This is a genomic window from Streptomyces sp. NPDC037054, from assembly GCF_055606745.1.
Window position 1 is genome coordinate 14,813 of sequence record NZ_JBVJSJ010000004.1, and the last position, 19,664, is coordinate 34,476.

Genomic DNA, 19,664 nt, shown 5'->3' on the forward strand with positions numbered 1-19,664 from the left:
GTCCACCGTCCGGAAGCGGTCAGATGAACGCGTCGGCCCCGACCGGCTCCGCGGCGGGCTCCATGACCGGCTCCGCGGCGGGCAGCGAGGCGAGCCAGGCGCGCACGTCGGCGAGCAGCGCGTCGCGTCGGCCCGTGTCCCGGATGTCGCGGGCGGGTTGACCGAGCCGGGTGCTCGCGGGGATGCGCACGGGGTCGGCGCACACGGTGGACGTGGCGCTGCCGCGCGGCCCGGCGCCGCCCGGCCGGGCCGGGACGTACAGTCCCCACGCGTCCGCCGGGACCAGCCAGAGTGCCAGGTCGTCGCCGGACCCGGAGGACCAGACGTAACTGTCGGCCTCCCCGGCCGCGACGACGTCCCGCTTGCGGGCGCGGAGTGTCACCACGCCGCCGGTGACGACGGCGGTCGAGGCGGACGCGGCGCCGTCGCCCCCGACGTTGTCCAGCGCGAGGGTGCTGAGGTGCTCGCCGGAGGTGACCTCCCGGCGCAGCCAGGGCGCGCCGTACGCCTCGATGAACGCGACGGCGGCGTAGTGGGACCGGAGCACGGCGCCCGTGGCCGGACAGGCGCGCGACACCTCGCTCACCACCTCGCCGGCCTCGGCGAGCCCGAGGCCGCGGCCGCCCAGATGGACGGAGGTGAGGAGGCCGAGCAGCCCGGTCTCCGCGAGGGCGGCGACGGAGGCGCGCGGGAACGCCCCCCGGGTGCGGGCGAGTTCGGCGGCGGGCTCGACGGTGCTGTGCAGGACGTGGGCGAGAGCGGAGCGGTAGGGCATGGAACGGCTCCCTGGGTCCGGGGGAGCCCGTTGACTGGCCTCCCCTTTGTAGATTGCATACTGTATTCCATACCCCCGCGCACCTGTCCAGGAACCGACCGGCACCTTGCCAAGGAGGGCATACTGTAGACAGAATGCGGTCGACCGTGAGGTGGGCCACATCGCCTCGACGGTCGGGACCGGCCGGCGGGTGCGCCCCCTGGGCCGGCCGGTCCTCGAGGCTCCGGACGCGCCGGCTCGCACGTCCGCGCCTGGCGGAAAGCATCCCGCCGGGCGGGCAGTTCACGGAGCGAATGCCTGCGGAACCGCCGGGGCCCTGGGTAATCTTTCCGTTATGGGGCCCGAAGAGTGGGGATTAGTGGTGGGAGCCGTCGGTGCTGTCGCCGCAGTCGTCTCGACCGTCGTCGAGGTCCGTGGCCGGATGGTCCGCAGACGGACTCCCACCCCCGCCCCCGCCCCCGTACCGCCTGTCGTCGAACCGGGCGGTAGCTACGACGTGTTCGTCTCCTACGCCGAGGCCGACGGCGGAGCGGCGGAAACGCTGGCCTCCCGGCTGCGCGGCGAAGGACTGCGTGTCTTTCTGGCCCAGTGGATCGGCCCCGGCCTCGTGGAGAGCCTGGAAAAGGAAGCGGCCCTGCGTGCCTCGGCCAACGGTCTGCTGGTCTTCAGCGGCGCGACCATGGACGACGCCGCGATCCGCGACGAGTACGCGGCCCTGCTCCAGCGCGTGCACTCCGGCGGCCGGAGGTTCGTCCCCGTGCTCGTGGAGGACGTGGAACTGCCGCCCTTCGCCCGCATCCGCAGACCGGTGGACCTACGGGACCCGGGCAGCGCACGGTACGAAGAAGGCCTCGCCACGCTGGTGCGAGCCGTGCGGCCGCGGAGTGATGCCACCTGATCGACGTCTTCCTCTCCTACGCCAACGAGGACGGCACCTGGGTGAGGAGACTGGCCGACGGCCTCTCCCGGCGCGGCCTGAGAGTCTTCTTCGACGAGTGGGACGTGCTCCCCGGCGACGTGGTCGTACACCGCACCGACGCGGCGATCAGTGACGCGGCGTGCGCCGTCGTGGTCGTCAGTCCCGCTTCGGCGACATCGACGCGGGCCCTTGAGGAATACGCGGCCCTGGCCACGGCCGGAGCGGCGCGGAACCTGCGGTTCATTCCCGTGCTGATCGGCGACACCACCCTGCCGCCCTTCGCCGCCAACCGGGTCTGGCGCGACTTCAGGAACGTCGACGAGCACGCGTACGAGGACAGGGTCGAGGAGCTCTGCGCGGTCATCCTGGGCGAGACCGCCCGGGAAGGGCCGGGCGGCTCCCGTGCCGCGCCGGTGCGGGAGGAGAACCTCGCGGCGGCGCTGCCGTCGCCGGCCCGCCCCGTGACGGAGCCGGACCGGCGCGCCTTCGTGATCTGTTACGCCCAGGCCGACGCGGCGTACGGCCGGGCGCTCGCCGACCAGTTGCGGACGGCCGGGCTACCCGTCTGGTCGGCCGCCGATCTCAGGCCGGGGGACGCCCAGTTCTGGACGATCCGGCAGCAACTGGCCTTCGCCGCGGCCGTCATCGTGCTGATGTCGCCGCACTCCCAGGACTCCGACGACATCACCCGCATGATCCTCGAAGGGATGCTGCACCAGCGTCCGTTCTTCCCCGTCCTGCTGGAGGGGCAGCGCAACTACCACCTGGCGCACACCTGGTACGTCGACGCACGTGACGGCCGGCTGCTGCGCCCGTTCGAACTCGACCTGCTGAAAGAGCTGGACACCGCGGGAGGCGCCGGCCAACAGGCCGAACCGGCCCCGGTGTTCCCCGCGCCGCTCACCCGGCCGGCGGTGGGCGCGGTACGGGTCCCGCCCGCCGCTTCCCTCGAGCGCCTCGACACCTACCTGTCCGAAGGCGAGTTCGCGCACGCGGACCTGCTGACCACCGCCGTCGTCCTGGAGGCGGCGGACCGGCTCGACGAGGGCTGGCTGGGCGCGCGGCACGTGCGCAGGATCCCCTCCTCGGTGCTGGCCGGCGTGGACGCGGTGTGGGCGGACCACTCGCACGGCAGACAGGGCTTCCGCGCGCAGGCGGCGCTGGGCGGCGTGCGCCGCGCCCGGCACGCGGATTTCCTCGCGCTGTCGGTGGCCTGCGGATGGCGGACTTCCGTGGACGCGGCGGTGCCGCGCGGCTACCGCGAGTTCGCCGGCCAGGCGGGGCCCGGCCCTCGTGGCGGCTTCTACCCCACGCTCCGCAATCCGCAGAACGAGCTCTTTCTCGACTGGTACGACCAGTGGACCGCCACGGTCCTGGCCGTGCAATTGCATCCTTGCCACCGGGAGGTCAGCAGGTGAATCTGGTCATTTTCCTGAGTGGCCTGGCCGTTGCCGTGTACCTCGAATGGTCCATCGTGTTTCTGCTCGTCTACGTGTTCGGCATCGTGGTGCTCGTCCTCCGGGCCGTGCGCAAGGACCGCGAACGCAAGAGGAGCGGCAAGGCATGGAAGAACAATGTCGTCCTCGAAGTCATTCTTCTCGGAATTCTGTACGCGCTGGCCGGCCACGAGCTGTCAAAGGTGAATAACTTGATCCTTCTTCTGGTCGTCGCGCTCTCGATCGCCGCCTTCGTCGCGTTGCGCAGTTACCGTGCCGTTCCGCCCGAGCACGTCGGCATCGTGGCCCGGACCCGGGGGAGCAGTCATCCGGACTTCCGCCACATCACGCCCTACAACACCCGCGGAATCCAGGCGCGCACCCTGCTGCCCGACCGCGCCAGCTGGCTGCTGCCCTTCATGTACCGGATCACATTCGTGCCCCGCACCCGGGTGGCCGAGAACAAGCTCGGCCTGGTCACGGCGAAGGAGGGCAGGGCGCGGCCGGCGAGCCGCCCCCTGGCACTGCCCGTGGAGTGCGACAACTTCCAGGACGGCCAGGCCTTCCTGCTGAACGGAGGGGAGCAGGGCAGGCAGGTCGCCACGCTGGCCGGCGGGCAGGCCTACTACATCAACACGGAACTCTTCGAGGTCGAGCAGGTCGACCGTGTGTACATCGAGGAGAAATGCATCGGCCTGGTCAGCGCCAAGGCGGGCGGCGTCCGGCCGCCCGGCCGGCTCTTCGGCCCGCATGTGGAGTGCGACAACTTCCAGGACGGCGGCCGGTTCCTGACCGGTGGCGGTGAACAGGGCATGCAGCTGGCCATTCTCCAGGGAGGTGCGTACTACGACATCAACCCGGCGCTGTTCGACGTCTTCACCCGTCACAACGTCGGTACCGGACACGGCGAGCTGACCCCCCAGCACCTTCAGGAAATCACCATTCCCATCGGCTACACCGGTGTGGTGATCACGCTCGAAGGTGCCGATCCGCAGTCGTCCGATCAACTCGGGCCGCGCGTGCCGGGGCACCAGGGATTCCAGTTGCCGTGGGTGTTCCTGGCGAACGGCGGGACCCGAGGCGTGCAGGAGGAGACCCTGCGCGAGGGAACCGTCTGCGCCCTCAACCCGTATTTCGTGCGCGTCGTGCTGATTCCGACACGGGTGCTCATCCTGGAATGGAACGACAAGACCCAGGCGGAGTACTTGAACTACGACGCGCACCTGGGCCGGATCACGGTCACCGTCCAGGGACACCGGCTGTTCGTGGACATGAGCCAGACCCTCCAGATCCCGCCGGAGTCCGCGCCTGTTCTCGTCAGCAAGAACGGCGGCAGCCAGATGACGGGCATCGGCGGCCTCGACTGGAACCCGCTCCCCGTCCAGCGGTTCGTGGAACGGGTCCTGGGCGCCATCGTCGCCTCCTATTTCAACGAGATCGCCGCGGCCGCCACCGTCAAGGAATTCCTGGAGGCGTACGCCGAGACCCGCACCGACCTGGCTTCGCAGGTGCGCAACGCGCTCAGAGAATGGGGCGTGGAGGCCCGGAACACCACCCTCGGTGAATTCAGGGCCGAAGACCCGCAGCTCAACGAGATCCTGAAGAGGCCGGCCCATGAACAGATGCGCAGCGAACTGCTCGACCTGGAGCTGGCCAACGCGGAACGCGAAGACGCCATCGACGCCGTGAACGTACGGCGCGAGAGCCGACGCATGGCTCTGGACCTGCGGGCCCGCATCGACGCGCTGGGCCTGAACAACGTCATGGTGCTGGAAATGCTCTCCGAGATCACCAAGGCGCCCGTTCCGCAGTTCATCGGCGGCGGCGACCTCTCGGCCTACCTGGAGACGCAGCCGATCGCGCGACTGGAAGAGCTGCTGGACAAGGTGCGGGGCCTGCCCCAGCAGGCCGTGACCGACGGCGGGGCCAGGCCGTCGCTCGACAAGGGCGACCACCAGGCAGACGCCCAGGACGTCCAGCGGGACACCGACTAGGCATCCCGGCCGGCCCCGTCCGCCGATTCAGCGCGAAACCGGCTCCGACCCGCGCCTACAGCACCGGCAGGTTCTTCCGCAGCTCGAACGCGGTGACCTCCGAGCGGTACTCCTCCCACTCCTGCTTCTTGTTGCGCAGGAAGAAGTCGAAGACGTGCTCGCCCAGCGTCTCGGCGACCAGGTCGCTGCGCTGCATCAGGTCCAGCGCCTCGCCGAGGTTCTGCGGCAGCGGCTCGATGCCCATCGCGCGGCGCTCCGCGTCCGACAGCGCCCACACGTCGTCCTCGGCGCCCGGCGGGAGTTCGTAGCCCTCCTCGATGCCCTTCAGGCCGGCGGCCAGGAGCACGGCGTAGGACAGGTAGGGGTTGGCGCCCGAGTCGAGGGAGCGGACCTCGACCCGCGCCGAGCCCGTCTTGCCGGGCTTGTACATCGGCACGCGCACCAGCGCCGAGCGGTTGTTGTGGCCCCAGCAGATGTACGACGGGGCCTCGCCGCCGGCGCCCGCCGTGCGCTCCGTGCCGCCCCAGATGCGCTTGTACGAGTTGACCCACTGGTTCGTCACCGCGGACACCTCCGCCGCGTGCCTGAGCAGGCCCGCGATGAAGGAACGGCCGACCTTGGAGAGCTGGTACTCCGCCCCGGACTCGTAGAACGCGTTGCGGTCGCCCTCGAAGAGGGAGAGGTGGGTGTGCATGCCGGAGCCGGGGTGCTCGCTGAACGGCTTCGGCATGAACGTGGCCTGCACGCCCTGCTCCAGCGCCACCTGCTTCATCACCAGGCGGAACGTCATGATGTTGTCCGCCGTGGACAGGGCGTCCGCGTAGCGCAGGTCGATTTCCTGCTGGCCCGGGGCGCCCTCGTGGTGGGAGAACTCCACCGAGATGCCCATCGACTCCAGCATCGTGATCGCCTGGCGGCGGAAGTCCATGCCGACGTTCTGCGGGGTGTGGTCGAAGTAGCCCGAGTTGTCGGCCGGGGTCGGGCGGGAGCCGTCGACCGGCTTTTCCTTCAGCAGGAAGAACTCGATCTCCGGGTGCGTGTAGAACGTGAAGCCCAGGTCGGAGGCGCGGGCCAGGGCCCGCTTGAGGACGTAGCGCGGGTCGGCGAAGGACGGCGAGCCGTCCGGCATGAGGATGTCGCAGAACATACGGGCCGTGCCGGGGGCCTCCGCGCGCCAGGGGAGCACCTGGAACGTGGACGGGTCCGGCTTGGCGATCATGTCCGACTCGTACACCCGGGCGAAGCCCTCGATCGCGGAGCCGTCGAAGCCGATGCCCTCGTCGAAGGCCTGCTCCAGTTCGGCGGGGGCCACGGCGACCGACTTGAGGAAGCCCAGCACGTCCGTGAACCACAGGCGTACGAAACGGATGTCGCGCTCCTCCAACGTACGGAGCACGAACTCCTGCTGCTTGTCCATCTTCCGCTTCCCCATCCTTGCTGGTCAGGCCGCCTGTCTCCGGTCCCACGGGTGGCGGTCGGGCACCTGAGCATCCCACCACAACCCCATTTCACGCGCGTTGCGGACCTTGATCGGGCGGCCGACCGGGGTCTGAACGCCTGGCGTCCGGCGGGTTGCGGGTTACTGCTCTGCCGCCCATCTTGCCTGCTGCCGGCGGCGGACGTAACGGCAGGAGGGCCGGAGGCCGCCGCGGTGGTCTCGGCTGGGAACTCGTATCCCAGTACGATCAGCGGGCCTCCTCCGTCACCTCCCCCCGAAGGACACGAACCATGGGTTCCGCGAAGAACGGTTCCGGCAAGGCCGGCAAGAACAGCAAGACCGGCAAGGACAGCAGTGGCTCCGCGCGCCAGGCACGGATAGCCGAGATGCGCCGGGCGGAGCAGGCCCGCGACCGGCGCAACCGGGTCCTCACGATCGGCGCTGTCGCCGTGGTCGTCACCGCGCTCGTCGTGGGCGGTGTCGTGCTGGTGCGGTCGCAGTCCGGCTCCGACAGCGCCTCCGACGACAAGTCGACCGGGAAGTTCGTGGCGGGCGCGGACGGCGTGAAGGAATGGAAGGGCGAGCTGTCCCGGAACCACGTCACCAAGTCCGTGAAGTACCCGACCGTGCCGCCCGTCGGGGGCGACCACAACCAGGTGTGGATGAACTGCAACGGGGACGTCTACACCAAGGAGCTCAACAACGTGAACGCCGTGCACTCGCTGGAGCACGGCGCGGTGTGGGTGACGTACAACGACAAGGCCGACAAGGCCGCCGTGGACGCGCTCGCGGCGAAGGTGAAGAAGACGCCGTACACGCTGATGAGCCCCGTGGCGGAGCAGAAGGACCCGATCATGCTGTCCGCGTGGGGTCACCAGCGGACGGTCAGCGGGGCCGACGACCCGAACGTCGACAAGTTCTTCGAGAAGTTCGTCCAGGGCGCGCAGACGCCCGAGCCCGGTGCGGCGTGCACGGGAGGGCTGCCGCAGTGAGGCGGGCCGGCTGGGTCGCGGGGGCCGCGACGGCGGTGCTCGTCGCCGCCGGCGGGGTGACGTTCGCGGTCGCCGGCGACGACGGCGGGACGGGCGCCGACGCGCCCGCGGCGTCGTCCGCCGACGCCGGGTTCGCCCGGGACATGGCCGTGCACCATCAGCAGGCCGTGGAGATGTCGTACATCGTGCGGGACCGCACCGACGACGAGGAGGTGCGGCGGCTCGCGTACGACATCGCGCAGACCCAGGCGAACCAACGGGGCATGATGCTGGGCTGGCTGGACCTGTGGGAACTGCCGAAGGTGTCCGCCGATCCGCCGATGACGTGGATGGGCATGAGCGCCGCACCGACCAAGGGGGACGGGGCGCTGATGCCGGGCATGGCGACGAACGCGGAGATGAAGAAGCTCGCCCGGCTGAAGGGCCGGGAGGCCGAGGTCTACTACCTCCAGCTGATGACCGAGCACCACAAGGGCGGGGTGCACATGGCGCAGGGCTGCGCCGAGAAGTGCACGGTCGGCGTGGAGAAACGGCTGGCACGCGGGATGGTGGAGGCCCAGGAGTCGGAGATCGGGCTGATGGCGGACATGCTGCGGCAACGCGGGGCGCTGCCGCTGGGCTGAGCGGGGCGCTGCGCGGGGCGCTGCCGCTGTGCTGGGCGGGGATGCCTGCGGCGGCCCGCGCGGCTCCGGTGGGGGTGCGCGTAGCGCCTACGGCCCGGTGGTGGGGTCGGGGCCGCGCCGGGGGGTGTCCGTCCTCGGAACGGCGCGGGCAAGGTGTCTTGAGAAGCTCGCGGCGTTGACGCGCCGTCCGCTGCGGGCGGACACCCCCCGCCACGTCCCCTTCCCGCCGTACGCGACTGCGGCCCAGGTGCCCCACCTCCTCCGAACCCGCCGGGCCACGTCCTTCCGGCAGCCGCCGTACGACGGGAGCGGGGCGTGGGGCCGGGGCGAAAGCCCGCCGCTTACTCGGTTACCACCCGGCGGTCACTTGTGGGCCCGTGCAAGGGCCCGACCGCGGCGGGCTCGCCCCGGCCCCACGCCCCCGACCCACGTGTGGACGGTAGGCGCACGGGTGGGCGCGGACGGCAACCAGCCCACGCCGGTCACCGCAAACACCGTGACGCCGACAGCAACACCGACCGGCACCCGATACCCATAACGTCGCTCTGACGATTACACTGAACCCCGTGCCTCAACTACGCCTCGCCCTGAACCAGATCGACTCCCGCGTCGGCGACCTCGCCGGGAACAGCGAGACCATCGTCCGCCGCACCCGCCTCTCCGCCGACCGCGGAGCGCATCTCGTGGCGTTCCCGGAGATGGCGCTGACCGGGTACCCCGTGGAGGACCTGGCCCTGCGCTCCTCCTTCGTGGAGGCGTCCCGCGCCGCCCTGCGCGACCTCGCCGCCCGCCTCGCCGCCGAAGGCCTCGGCGGCCTCCCGGTGGTCGTCGGCTACCTCGACCGCTGCGAGACGGCGCAGCCGAAGTACGGCCAGCCCGCCGGCGCCCCGCAGAACGCCGCGGCCGTGCTGTACGGCGGCGACATCGTGCTCACCTTCGCCAAGCACCACCTGCCGAACTACGGCGTCTTCGACGAGTTCCGCTACTTCGTGCCCGGCGACACCATGCCCGTCCTGCGCGTGCACGGCGTCGACGTCGCCCTGGCGATCTGCGAGGACCTCTGGCAGGACGGCGGCCGCGTCCCGGCGGCCCGTTCCGCCCGGGCCGGCCTGCTGCTGTCCGTGAACGCCTCGCCGTACGAGCGCGACAAGGACGACACCCGCCTGGAGCTCGTCCGCAAGCGCGCCCAGGAGGCCGGCTGCACCACCGCCTACCTCGCCATGATGGGCGGCCAGGACGAGCTCGTCTTCGACGGGGACTCCATCGTCGTCGACGCCGCCGGTGAAGTCCTCGCGCGTTCCCCGCAGTTCGCCCAGGAGTGCCTGGTGCTCGACCTGGACCTGCCCGCCGCGTCCGCCGACGCCCCCACCGGTGTCGTGGACGACGGGCTGCGCATCGAGCGGGTCGTGCTCTCCGAGGAGCCCCTCGCCCCCTACGAGCCCGAGGCGACCGGCTCGCACGCCCCCCGGCTCGACGACGACGAGGAGGTCTACTCCGCCCTCGTCGTCGGCCTGCGCGCCTACGTCGAGAAGAACGGCTTCCGCTCCGTCCTCATCGGCCTGTCGGGCGGCATCGACTCCGCCCTCGTCGCCGCCATCGCCTGCGACGCGGTCGGCCCCGAGAACGTGTACGGCGTCTCCATGCCGTCCAAGTACTCCTCGCAGCACTCCCGGGACGACGCCGCCGACCTCGCGCGCCGCACCGGGCTCAACTTCCGTACCGTGTCCATCGAGCCGATGTTCGACGCGTACATGGGCGCCCTGGGCCTGACCGGGCTCGCCGAGGAGAACCTCCAGTCCCGGCTGCGCGGCACGCTGCTCATGGCCCTCTCCAACCAGGAGGGCCACATCGTCCTCGCGCCCGGCAACAAGTCCGAGCTGGCGGTGGGCTATTCGACGCTCTACGGCGACTCCGTGGGCGCGTACGGGCCGATCAAGGACGTCTACAAGACGCTGGTGTTCCGGCTCGCCGAGTGGCGCAACCGTGCCGCCGCGGAGCGGGGGGAGACGCCGCCGATCCCGGAGAACTCCCTCTCCAAGCCGCCCAGCGCCGAGCTGCGGCCCGGGCAGGTCGACACGGACTCGCTGCCCGACTACCCCGTGCTCGACGCGATCCTGGCGCGGTACGTCGACCGCGACCAGGGCGCCGACGAGATCGTGGCCGCCGGGTTCGACCCCGCGCTCGTGACGAAGACGCTGCGCATGGTCGACACCGCCGAGTACAAGCGGCGCCAGTACCCGCCGGGCACCAAGATCTCCCCGAAGGGCTTCGGCAAGGACCGCCGCCTGCCCATCACCAACGGCTGGCGCGAGACGGGCCGGTAGACACGCGAGGGGGTCCGGCTGCCGCCGGGCCCCCTCGTCACGCGCCCCAGGGCGCCCAGGCGTCCCAGGCGTTCCAGGGCGCCCAGGTGCCCCAGGTGCCCCATGCGGTTCCAGGGCGCCCAGGTGCCCCATGCGCCCCCACGTGCCCCAGGCGCCCCAAGGGCTCCCGGGCGCCCGCGTGCCCACGGGCCCCGCGCGCCCACGGGCCCCGCATGCCCACGCGCCCCATGCACTCAGCGCGTCGCCGCCTCCGCCTCCAGCGGCACGTGCGACGCCACGAGTCGTTCCCGCGAGGCGTGCGGCGCCGTCGCGCGGCGGCGGTCCACCGCGTACGCCGTCGCCGCCACGGCCAGGCCCAGGACGGCCAGGGCCGCGCCCGCCAGGGCGGGGGACGTGGTGCCCAGGCCCGCCGCGAGGGCGAGTCCGCCGATCCAGGCGCCGCCCGCGTTGGCCAGGTTGAAGGCGGCCTGGTTGGCGGAGGACGCCAGGGACGGGGCCGCCGACGCCTTCTCCATCACCATCAGCTGGAGCGGCGAGCCGGTGACGAAGGCGGCCGTGCCGAGCAGGGTGACCGCCACCGCCGCCGTCCACGGCGTGGTCATCAGCAGTGGGAACAGCGCCAGCGTCACCACCAGGGCCGTCAGGCCGCCGAAGAGCGTGCCGCGCATCGCGTGGTCGGCCAGCCGGCCGCCCAGCAGGTTGCCGGCCGTCGCGCCGACGCCGAACAGCGCCAGCAGCACGGTGACGCTGGTGTCGGCGTACCCGGCGGAGTCGGTGAGCATCGGCGTGATGTAGCTGTACGCCGAGAACAGCGCGCCGAAGCCCGCGACCGTCGTGCCGAGCGCCAGCCACACGGGCAGGGAGCGCAGCGCGGCCAGTTCGCCGCGCAGGCCGGTCGCCTCGGCGTGCCGGTGGTCGCGCGGGACGAGCAGCGCGAGGGAGGCGATGGCGGCCAGGCCGATGGCGCTCACGCCGAGGAAGGTGGCCCGCCAGCCCAGGTGCTGGCCCATCAGCGTGGCGACGGGGACGCCCACGACGTTGGCGACCGTCAGGCCGAGGAACATCAGGGAGACGGAGCGGGCCTTGCGGCCGGGGCTCGCCAGGGTGGTGGCGACGACGGCGCCCACGCCGAAGAAGGCGCCGTGCGGCAGACCGCTCAGGAAGCGGGCCGCGAGCAGCCAGTGGTGGTCGGGGGCGAACGCGGAGAGCGCGTTGCCGACCACGAACAGCACCATCAGGGCGATCAGGACCGTACGGCGGGACATGCGGGCGGTGACGGCGGCGAGCAGCGGGGCGCCGATGACGACGCCCAGCGCGTACGCCGAGACGAGGTGGCCCGCGCTGGGGATCGAGACGTTCAGGTCGTCCGCGACGTCGGGCAGGAGGCCCATCATCACGAACTCGGTGGTGCCGATGCCGAAGGCGCCCACGGCGAGGGCTAGCAGGGCCAGGGGCATGGAGGGGCCTGTGCCTTTCAGAGAGGGTTCCGTACGTCTTTAAGTTCAAGTACGGAACAAAGTCTCTCAGGCGCGGTGTTCCGATGTGTTGACGGGTGGTTGCCTTCGCGTGTCGATCCGGGGCTGACCTGGGGTTTTCAGGAGGTCGTTGTGTCGACCCTCACACGCGCGGCGACCGGCAGGTGGTCGCTGCCGGTGCGCGGGAGCGTCCAGGAGCTCTCCGGCTCGACGCCCTTGACCATGATCTGGTCGATGCGCGCCATCGGGAACGACGCCGGCCAGCTGAACCCGAAGCCGCTGCCCGCCGCGCCCTGCGTGGAGCGCATCTGGGAGGTGACGGCGTTCAGCGCGCGGTCGTTCATGGTGCCGTTGAGGTCGCCGAGCAGCACGACGCGCGTGAGCGGCTCACCGGCGATGGCCTCGCCGAGCGCGTCGGCGCTCTTGTCGCGCTGGCGGGCCGTGAAACCGGCCTCCAGCTTCACGCGGACCGACGGGAGGTGGGCGACGTAGACCGCGACCCGGCCGGACGGCGTGGTGACCGTGGCGCGCATCGCGCGCTTCCAGCCGAGCTTGATGTCGACGTCCTCGACGCCGGACATCGGGTACTTGCTCCACAGGCCGACCGTGCCCACGACCGCGTGATGCGGATATGTCGACGCGAGCGCCTTCTCGTACGTCGGGACGGCGGAGTCCGTCAGCTCCTCCAGGGCCACGATGTCCGCGCCGGAGGCGGCGACGTCGTGGGCGGTGCCGGAGGGGTCGGGGTTGTCGGCGTTGACGTTGTGGGTGGCCACCGTCAGCTCGCCTCCGGGCGCCGCCTTGTCGGTCAGCAGCCCCCCGAACAGCGTCAGCCAGACGACCGCCGGCACCAGCACCGCGATCAGCGCGGTCGCCGAGCGGCGCACCAGGGCCAGGGCCAGCAGCGCCGGGACCAGCAGTCCCAGCCAGGGCAGGAAGGTCTCGGTGAGGCTGCCGAGGTTGCCGACCGCGTTCGGAATGCGCGAGTGGGCCAGCATCACCAGCGCCAGCAGTACCGCCACGGCGGCCACGAGCACGCCGCGCCGCCAGATCCCCGGATCGCCCCGCAGGGCGGTCAGCCGGGAACGCAGGCGCCGGAATCCGGATTCCGGGCCCTCGGGCTGAGAGTCGCCGTTGCCCGTATCCCTCACGTACGCCTGCTGCGCCATACCGTCGCCTCACTACCTGCCGTGCGCACCGTCACCCCCGCGCCTACGACCCTAGTGCCCCGGCAGGGGATGAACGGCTCCGTTCCTCGCCGTCCCGTGACGGCCGTACGGGCACGATGACGACCGACCCCGCGCCCGGAGTTCCGTCCGACGCCGACCCCGGCCGCACTGTGACGAAACCCGCACAGTCCCGGCCCTCTCACCTGCCCCGATGCGCGCGGTCACGCTGTGCAGATGCGCGAACTCTTGTCAGCCAGCTGAACGCGGCCCTATTCTGCGCGCCAGAAAGCGCTTTCCCGGAGCGAGGGACCGTTCCGTCGGAAGCGAACTCCGCGGCCCCAGCCGCGAGTTGACGCACGACGCACGAGCCGCCAACAGACCTCGGCACGGGCGCCACCCGCCCTACTGACGTGCCCGTGCCATGACCCAGCGCCACCCCACCATCCTGCATTCGAGGACGAAGGCGAGACGAGAATGAGACGACCAGTCGCCCTGCGACTCAGCGCGGTCCTGGCCACGGGGGCCGTCGCCGCCGCGGCCGGTGTGGCCCTGTCGATGCCCTCGGCGTCGGCCGCGACCACCGGCGCCACCGGCTTCGCGACCCAGAACGGCGGGACCACCGGCGGGGCGGGCGGCCAGACCGTCCGCGCCACCACCGGCACCGCGATCCACCAGGCCCTGTGCAGCCGGGCCAGCAGCAGCACCCCGATCACCATCCAGGTCGAGGGCACCATCAATCACGGCAACACCAGCCAGGTCTCCGGCCCCAGTTGCAGCACCGCGAGCGACCGCATCGAGCTCAAGCAGATCAGCAACGTCACGATCGTCGGCGTCGGCAGCGGTGCCGTCTTCGACCAACTGGGCATTCACATCCGTGACTCACGGAACATCATCATCCAGAACGTGACCGTCCGGAACGTCAAGAAGTCCGGCTCGCCCCTCTCCAACGGCGGCGACGCCATCGGCATGGAGAGCAACGTCCGCAACATCTGGGTCGACCACACTACGCTCGAGGCGTCCGGCGGCGAGTCGGAGGGCTACGACGGCCTCTTCGACATGAAGGACAACACCCAGTACGTCACCCTGTCGTACAGCATCCTGCGCAACTCCGGCCGCGGCGGCCTCATCGGGTCCAGCGAAAGCGACCTGAGCAACGGCTACGTGACGTTCCATCACAACCTGTACGAGAACATCGACTCCCGTGCGCCCCTGCTGCGCGGCGGCGTCGGCCACATGTACAACAACCACTACAAGAGCATCAACTCCTCCGGCATCAACTCCCGCGCCGGCGCCAAGGCCAAGGTGGACAACAACTACTTCGAGGACTCCAAGGACGTCCTCGGCACCTTCTACACCGACGCCAAGGGCTACTGGCAGGTCTCGGGCAACATCTTCGACAACGTGACCTGGTCCAGCCCCGGCACCGACAACTACCCCGCCGGCCCCAACCCGACGTCGAACACCACGGTCGCCATCCCGTACGCCTTCAGCCCCGACCCGGCCACCTGCGTGCCGGGCGTCGTGAGCCAGACGGCGGGCGCCAACAAGGGACTTCGCGTGTCCGACGGCAGCTGCACCCCGCAGTCGCCGAGCCCCACGCCGACCGACCCGACGCCGACCCCGACGGACCCCACGCCGACGCCGACCGACCCCACCACCCCGCCGACCGGCACCAACCTCAGCCTCGGCGCCGGCGCCGACGGCACGAGCAAGGCCGACGGCACCAGCTACGGCAACGTGCGTGACGGCAACATGAGCACCTACTGGTCACCGGCCGGCTCGACCGGCTCCGTCTCGGTCAAGTGGGCCTCCGCCACCACCGTGTCCAAGATCAACATCCGGGAGGCGTCCGGGGCCGTCGGCGCCATCGGTTCCTGGAAGGTCCTCAACCACGACACCGGGGCCACCCTCGCCTCCGGCAGCGGCGCGGGCGTCATCGACATCCCGACCGTCTCGCTGAGCAAGATCACGTTCCAGATCACGGGCTCGACCGGCACCCCGAAGGTCGCCGAGTTCGAGACGTACGCGAGCTAGGGGCTGTCGTTTGGATCACCCCGGCGTCGCGGGGTCTGGCACGCACATCTGCGGCGTTGTCGTCGGTTGCCGACGCTCCGCGTCGCCGCCCTCCTCCGCCTTGCAGCTGCACGCACCAGACCCCGCTCGGGTCGGCAAGAGGCGCGGCACCTCGCAGCCAGGCTGATCCAAACGACACCCCCTAGTCCTCGTAAGTGAGTCACCGCCCGGGGGCCGTCGCCGCGACGGCCCCCGGGCTACTTCCCGCCGTTCCCGCCGGCCGCCAGGGACGCCAGCAGCTTGTGCAGCGGTTCCGTCGCCCGGCGCCGGTACTCCTGCACCGACCAGCCGTTGCCGTCCGGGTCCGTGAAGTACAGGAACGTCGCCCCGTCGTCGGGCGAGTACCGCACCGGCTCCGAGACGTCCAGACCCCGCCCGACGAACTCCGCGCGGGCCGCCTCGATGTCCGCGACGCACAACTGAAGGCCCTGGTAGGAACCGGGCTCCGGGCGCGGGCCCTTCGCCAGCTCCCAGATGGAGTCGCCGAGGGCGATGGAACACCCGGAGCCCGGCGGGGTCAGCTGGACGATCCGCAGGCCCGGCATGACCTCCTGGTCGATGTCGACGTGGAAGCCGACCTTGTCCCGGTAGAAGTCCCGGGCCCGGTCGATGTCGCTCACCGGCAGCGGGATCACTTCGAGGGTCATGTCCACGGTCTCGGCTCCTTCGTCGGCGCGGGAGTCAGGCGAACCGCCATCGCGTCTGGCTGAACGGCTCACCCTTACCGAACCCGAAAACGGTGTGCGGCGCCACCGAGAACACCAGCGCCCGGCCGGCACCGTGGTGGAAATACCCGTCCCGCACCTCGAAGCGCCAGAAGTCCCCGTACTTCGCCTCCCACCCGGCCGCCAGCTCGCGCAGCCTCACGTCGTCGGCCACGCGCACCGCCTCGCCCTCCACGACGAGGTCGTAGCCCCGGTTCCAGATGTTGGTGCCGGTGGTCAGCGCGACGTGCGGATTGGCGGCGATGTTGCGGGCCTTGCGTTCCTCCGGCCCCGTGCAGAAGTGCAGGGCGCCCCGCGACCACACCGCGGGCAGCGGCGTCACGTGCGGGCGCCCGTCAGGACGCACCGTCGAGATCCAGAACAGTTCGGCCGACGCGAGCAGCGGCTCCGCGTCCGCCCACGGCGTCGCGGTGGCCGACGGGTCGCTGTAGCGCAGGTCGACACGGGCCTCGGGCTCGCTCCTCGGCTGCGTCATCGGTGTCCTCCCAACCGGACGGTCCCGCGCCGGGCCCCGCGGCCCCGGCCCCGCGCCGTCGCTCGTGCGGGCCCCGCCCCTTCCAGGGACGTGTTCCCACCGCGCCGCGCCCCGCACCCGTACGCCGCACCCGCACCCGGCGGAACGGCGCCGCTCCCGGCCCCGGAGCCGCGCCCCGCCCCTGCGGTTAGGCTCGACCCCGTACGGCACGGACGTGGGGCAGGAGGCCGAGGATGACGGCGCCGGGGCGCAGAAGCAGCACCTTCACGCGACTGCTGCGGCACGGCTTCACCGATGCCTCCGCCGCCGAGCGCCTCCTCGACGGCCCCGAACTGGCCGCCCTGCGCGACGACCCCGTCCTGCTGGACGCCCTCGGCGCCACCGCCGACCCCGACCTCGCCCTCCAGGGCCTGGTGCGGCTGCTGGAGGTGCAGCCCGACGCCACCGCCCGCCGCGAACTGCTCGACACCGTGACGGCCGCCAAGCCGCTGCGCGACCGCCTCCTCGGCGTCCTCGGCGCCTCCGCCGCGCTCGCCGACCACCTGGCCCGGCACGCCGGCGACTGGCGGGCCCTCGCCATGTACGAGCCGCGGGATCTGCACCCCGGCGTGGACGAGTTCGAGCGCGGTCTCGCCGAGGCCGGCGACCCGGTCGCGCTGCGCGTCGCCTACCGGCGCTGCCTGCTGTCCATCGCCGCCCGCGACGTGTGCGGCACCACCGACGTCGCCGAGACCGCCGCCGAACTCGCCGACCTCGCCACCGCCACGCTGCGCGCCGCCCTCGGCATAGCGCGGGCCGCCGCCCCCGACGACGCGGCGCTGTGCCGGCTCGCGGTGATCGCCATGGGCAAGTGCGGCGGCCACGAGCTGAACTACGTCTCCGACGTCGACGTGATCTTCGTGGGGGAGGCCGTCGACGGCGCCGACGAGGACAAGGCGCTGCGCGCCGCGACCCGGCTCGCCTCGCACATGATGCGGATCTGCTCCGAGACGACCGTGGAGGGCTCCATCTGGCCGGTGGACGCCAACCTGCGCCCCGAGGGCCGCAACGGCCCGCTCGTCCGCACGCTCAGCAGCCACGTCGCCTACTACCGGCGCTGGGCGAAGACCTGGGAGTTCCAGGCACTCCTCAAGGCCCGCCCGGTGGCCGGCGACCTCGCCCTCGGCGAGAGCTACGTCGCCGCCGTGGAACCCCTCGTGTGGCAGGCGGCGGAGCGGGAGAACTTCGTCGCCGACGTGCAGAAGATGCGCCGCAGGGTCGTGGAGAACATCCCCGTCGCGGAGGTCGACCGCCAGCTGAAGCTCGGGCCCGGCGGCCTGAGGGACGTCGAGTTCGCCGTGCAGCTCCTCCAGCTGGTGCACGGCCGGGCCGACGCGTCCCTCAGGAGCGGCACGACGCTGGCCGCCCTGAAGGCCCTCGCGGCGGGCGGCTACGTGGGCCGCGCCGACGCCGCCCGGCTCGACGAGGCGTACCGCTTCCTGCGCTCCATGGAGCACCGCATCCAGCTGTTCCGGCTGCGCCGCACCCACCTGGTGCCCGAGGACGACGCCGACCTGCGCCGCATCGGACGCTCCCTGGGCCTGCGCACCGACCCGGTGGCCGAGCTGCACCGCGAGTGGAAGCGGCACGCCGGTGCCGTACGGCGGCTGCACGAGAAGCTGTTCTACCGGCCGCTGCTCGACGCGGTCGCCCAGCTCGCCCCCGGTGAGGCCCGGCTGTCCACCGAGGCGGCCCGCGAGCGCCTGGTCGCCCTCGGCTACGCCGACCCGGCGTCCGCGCTGCGGCACCTGGAGGCGCTGGCGTCCGGCGTCAGCCGCAAGGCCGCGATCCAGCGCACGCTGCTGCCGGTGCTGCTGGGCTGGTTCGCGGACTCCGCCGACCCGGACGCGGGCCTGCTGAACTTCCGCAAGGTCTCCGACGCGCTCGGCAAGACGCCCTGGTACCTGCGGCTGCTGCGCGACGAGGGCGCCGCCGCGGAGAACCTGGCGCGCGTGCTGTCGGCCGGGCGGCTCGCCCCCGACCTGCTGATGCGGGCGCCGGAGGCCGTGGCGCTGCTCGGCGACGGCGACACCGGCGGGCGCGGCGGCCTGGAGCCGCGCGGCCGGGCCCAGCTGGAGCAGGAGGTCCTCGCCGCGGTCCGGCGCGCCGACGGCGCGACCCAGGGGGTGACGGCGGCGCGCGGCGTGCGGCGCCGCGAGCTGTTCCGCACGGCGGCCGCCGACATCGTCGGCTCGTACGGCACGGAGGCGCAGCCCGCCGAGGCCGATCAGGGCGCGCTGGTGGACCTGGTGGGCGGCGCGGTGTCCGACCTGACGGCGGCGACGCTGGCGGGCACGCTGCGCGCGGTCGTCCGGGAGGGCTGGGGCGACACCCTGCCGACCCGGTTCGCGATCATCGCCATGGGCCGGTTCGGCGGCCACGAGCTGGGCTACGGCTCCGACGCCGACGTGCTGTTCGTGCACGAGCCCCGGGACGGCGTCGAGGAGCGGGAGGCCTCCGACGCGGCGAACAAGGTCGTCTCCGAGATGCGCCGCCTGCTGCAGCTGCCGAGCTCCGACCCGCCGCTGCTGATCGACGCCGACCTGCGCCCGGAGGGCAAGTCGGGACCGCTGGTGCGCACCCTGAAGTCGTACGAGGCGTACTACCGGCGCTGGTCGCTGGTGTGGGAGTCGCACGCGCTGCTGCGGGCCGAGGCGGTCGCCGGGGACGAGGACCTGGGCCGCCGGTTCATCGAGCTGGTCGACCCGCTGCGCTACCCGGCCGACGGGCTGGGCGAGGAGGCCGTGCGGGAGATCCGGCGGCTGAAGGCCCGCATGGAGTCGGAGCGGCTGCCGCGCGGCGCCGACCCACGGCTGCACACCAAGCTGGGCCCGGGCGGGCTGTCCGACGTGGAGTGGACCGTGCAGCTCACGCAGCTGCGGCACGGCGCGCAGGTGCCCGGACTGCGCACGACGCGCACCCGGCAGGCGCTGGCCGCGGCGCGCGAGGCCGGGCTGATCACGGCGGACGACGCGGCGACGCTGGACGAGGCGTGGGTGCTGGCGACCCGGGTGCGCAACGCGGTGATGCTGGTGCGGGGCCGGGCCGGCGACACGTTCCCCTCGGAGAGCCGGGAACTGGCCGCGGTGGGCCGCTACTTGGGGTACGGACCCGGTCACGCGGGCGACATGCTGGACGCCTACCGCCGCACCACCCGCCGGGCGCGGGCGGTCGTGGACGAGCTGTTCTACGGGACCTGAGATCCAC

Annotated in this window: 14 protein-coding genes; 8 read left to right on the forward strand and 6 right to left on the reverse strand. The window is 72.0% G+C overall.

Annotation, left to right across the window (positions count from 1 at the left end):
* Positions 1-19 precede the first annotated feature (19 nt).
* Positions 20-775: an acyl-CoA dehydrogenase family protein gene (locus ACZ7D7_RS11025; protein ID WP_470823728.1), complete on the reverse strand. Its 756-nt coding sequence runs from the start codon at positions 773-775 to the stop codon at positions 20-22.
* Positions 776-1,109: 334 nt separating this feature from the next.
* On the opposite strand from ACZ7D7_RS11025, the gene ACZ7D7_RS11030 reads away from it, so the two are divergent.
* From ACZ7D7_RS11030 to ACZ7D7_RS11040, 3 genes are read left to right on the forward strand one after another with little or no spacing between them, the layout of a single operon-like run.
* Positions 1,110-1,673: a toll/interleukin-1 receptor domain-containing protein gene (locus ACZ7D7_RS11030; protein ID WP_470823729.1), complete on the forward strand. Its 564-nt coding sequence runs from the start codon at positions 1,110-1,112 to the stop codon at positions 1,671-1,673.
* Entirely contained in the window at positions 1,673-3,112 is a 1,440-nt protein-coding gene (locus tag ACZ7D7_RS11035; RefSeq protein WP_470824245.1) for a TIR domain-containing protein, read from the forward strand. Before ACZ7D7_RS11030 ends, ACZ7D7_RS11035 begins: the two co-directional genes overlap by 1 nt.
* Complete coding sequence (locus ACZ7D7_RS11040) at positions 3,052-5,124, forward strand: SPFH domain-containing protein (RefSeq protein WP_470823731.1); 2,073 nt, start codon at positions 3,052-3,054, stop codon at positions 5,122-5,124. Before ACZ7D7_RS11035 ends, ACZ7D7_RS11040 begins: the two co-directional genes overlap by 61 nt.
* 55 nt (positions 5,125-5,179) lie before the next feature.
* On the opposite strand, the gene ACZ7D7_RS11045 is transcribed toward ACZ7D7_RS11040, so the two are convergent.
* Positions 5,180-6,541 (reverse strand): glutamine synthetase family protein, encoded by a 1,362-nt coding sequence (locus ACZ7D7_RS11045; RefSeq protein WP_470823732.1) that lies wholly within the window; start codon positions 6,539-6,541, stop codon positions 5,180-5,182.
* Between the two features lie 311 nt (positions 6,542-6,852).
* On the opposite strand from ACZ7D7_RS11045, the gene ACZ7D7_RS11050 reads away from it, so the two are divergent.
* The 3 genes from ACZ7D7_RS11050 to ACZ7D7_RS11060 all read left to right on the forward strand — a co-directional run bounded on the left by ACZ7D7_RS11050 (position 6,853) and on the right by ACZ7D7_RS11060 (position 10,501).
* The gene (locus ACZ7D7_RS11050; RefSeq protein ID WP_470823733.1) at positions 6,853-7,554 is read left to right on the forward strand and encodes a DUF3105 domain-containing protein; all 702 of its coding nucleotides are present in this window, start codon (positions 6,853-6,855) and stop codon (positions 7,552-7,554) included.
* Positions 7,551-8,177, forward strand: coding sequence for a DUF305 domain-containing protein (locus tag ACZ7D7_RS11055; RefSeq protein ID WP_470823735.1), 627 nt, complete (start codon positions 7,551-7,553; stop codon positions 8,175-8,177). The genes ACZ7D7_RS11050 and ACZ7D7_RS11055 overlap by 4 nt, the downstream gene beginning before the upstream one ends.
* 566 nt (positions 8,178-8,743) lie before the next feature.
* Positions 8,744-10,501: an NAD+ synthase gene (locus ACZ7D7_RS11060; protein ID WP_470823736.1), complete on the forward strand. Its 1,758-nt coding sequence runs from the start codon at positions 8,744-8,746 to the stop codon at positions 10,499-10,501.
* Positions 10,502-10,734: 233 nt separating this feature from the next.
* Here the strand turns inward: ACZ7D7_RS11060 and ACZ7D7_RS11065 are convergent, their stop codons facing one another.
* Together ACZ7D7_RS11065 and ACZ7D7_RS11070 are read right to left on the reverse strand one after the other, a co-directional pair.
* Entirely contained in the window at positions 10,735-11,958 is a 1,224-nt protein-coding gene (locus ACZ7D7_RS11065; protein WP_470823737.1) for an MFS transporter, read from the reverse strand.
* Positions 11,959-12,095: 137 nt separating this feature from the next.
* Positions 12,096-13,145 carry an endonuclease/exonuclease/phosphatase family protein gene (locus ACZ7D7_RS11070; protein WP_470823738.1) on the reverse strand — a complete coding sequence of 350 codons (1,050 nt, stop codon included), beginning with the start codon at positions 13,143-13,145 and terminating at the stop codon, positions 12,096-12,098.
* Between the two features lie 474 nt (positions 13,146-13,619).
* On the opposite strand from ACZ7D7_RS11070, the gene ACZ7D7_RS11075 reads away from it, so the two are divergent.
* A complete protein-coding gene (locus tag ACZ7D7_RS11075; protein ID WP_470823739.1) occupies positions 13,620-15,179 on the forward strand; it encodes a pectate lyase family protein in 1,560 nt (519 codons plus the stop codon).
* Between the two features lie 236 nt (positions 15,180-15,415).
* Here the strand turns inward: ACZ7D7_RS11075 and ACZ7D7_RS11080 are convergent, their stop codons facing one another.
* Both ACZ7D7_RS11080 and ACZ7D7_RS11085 read right to left on the reverse strand, forming a co-directional pair.
* On the reverse strand, positions 15,416-15,871 hold the full coding sequence (locus ACZ7D7_RS11080) for a VOC family protein (RefSeq protein WP_470823740.1): 456 nt from the start codon (positions 15,869-15,871) through the stop codon (positions 15,416-15,418).
* A 28-nt stretch (positions 15,872-15,899) separates the two neighbouring features.
* Positions 15,900-16,418, reverse strand: coding sequence for a pyridoxamine 5'-phosphate oxidase family protein (locus tag ACZ7D7_RS11085; RefSeq protein ID WP_470823741.1), 519 nt, complete (start codon positions 16,416-16,418; stop codon positions 15,900-15,902).
* Between the two features lie 233 nt (positions 16,419-16,651).
* Between ACZ7D7_RS11085 and ACZ7D7_RS11090 the strand changes: the two genes are divergently transcribed.
* The gene (locus ACZ7D7_RS11090; RefSeq protein WP_470823742.1) at positions 16,652-19,657 is read left to right on the forward strand and encodes a bifunctional [glutamine synthetase] adenylyltransferase/[glutamine synthetase]-adenylyl-L-tyrosine phosphorylase; all 3,006 of its coding nucleotides are present in this window, start codon (positions 16,652-16,654) and stop codon (positions 19,655-19,657) included.
* Positions 19,658-19,664 lie beyond the last annotated feature (7 nt).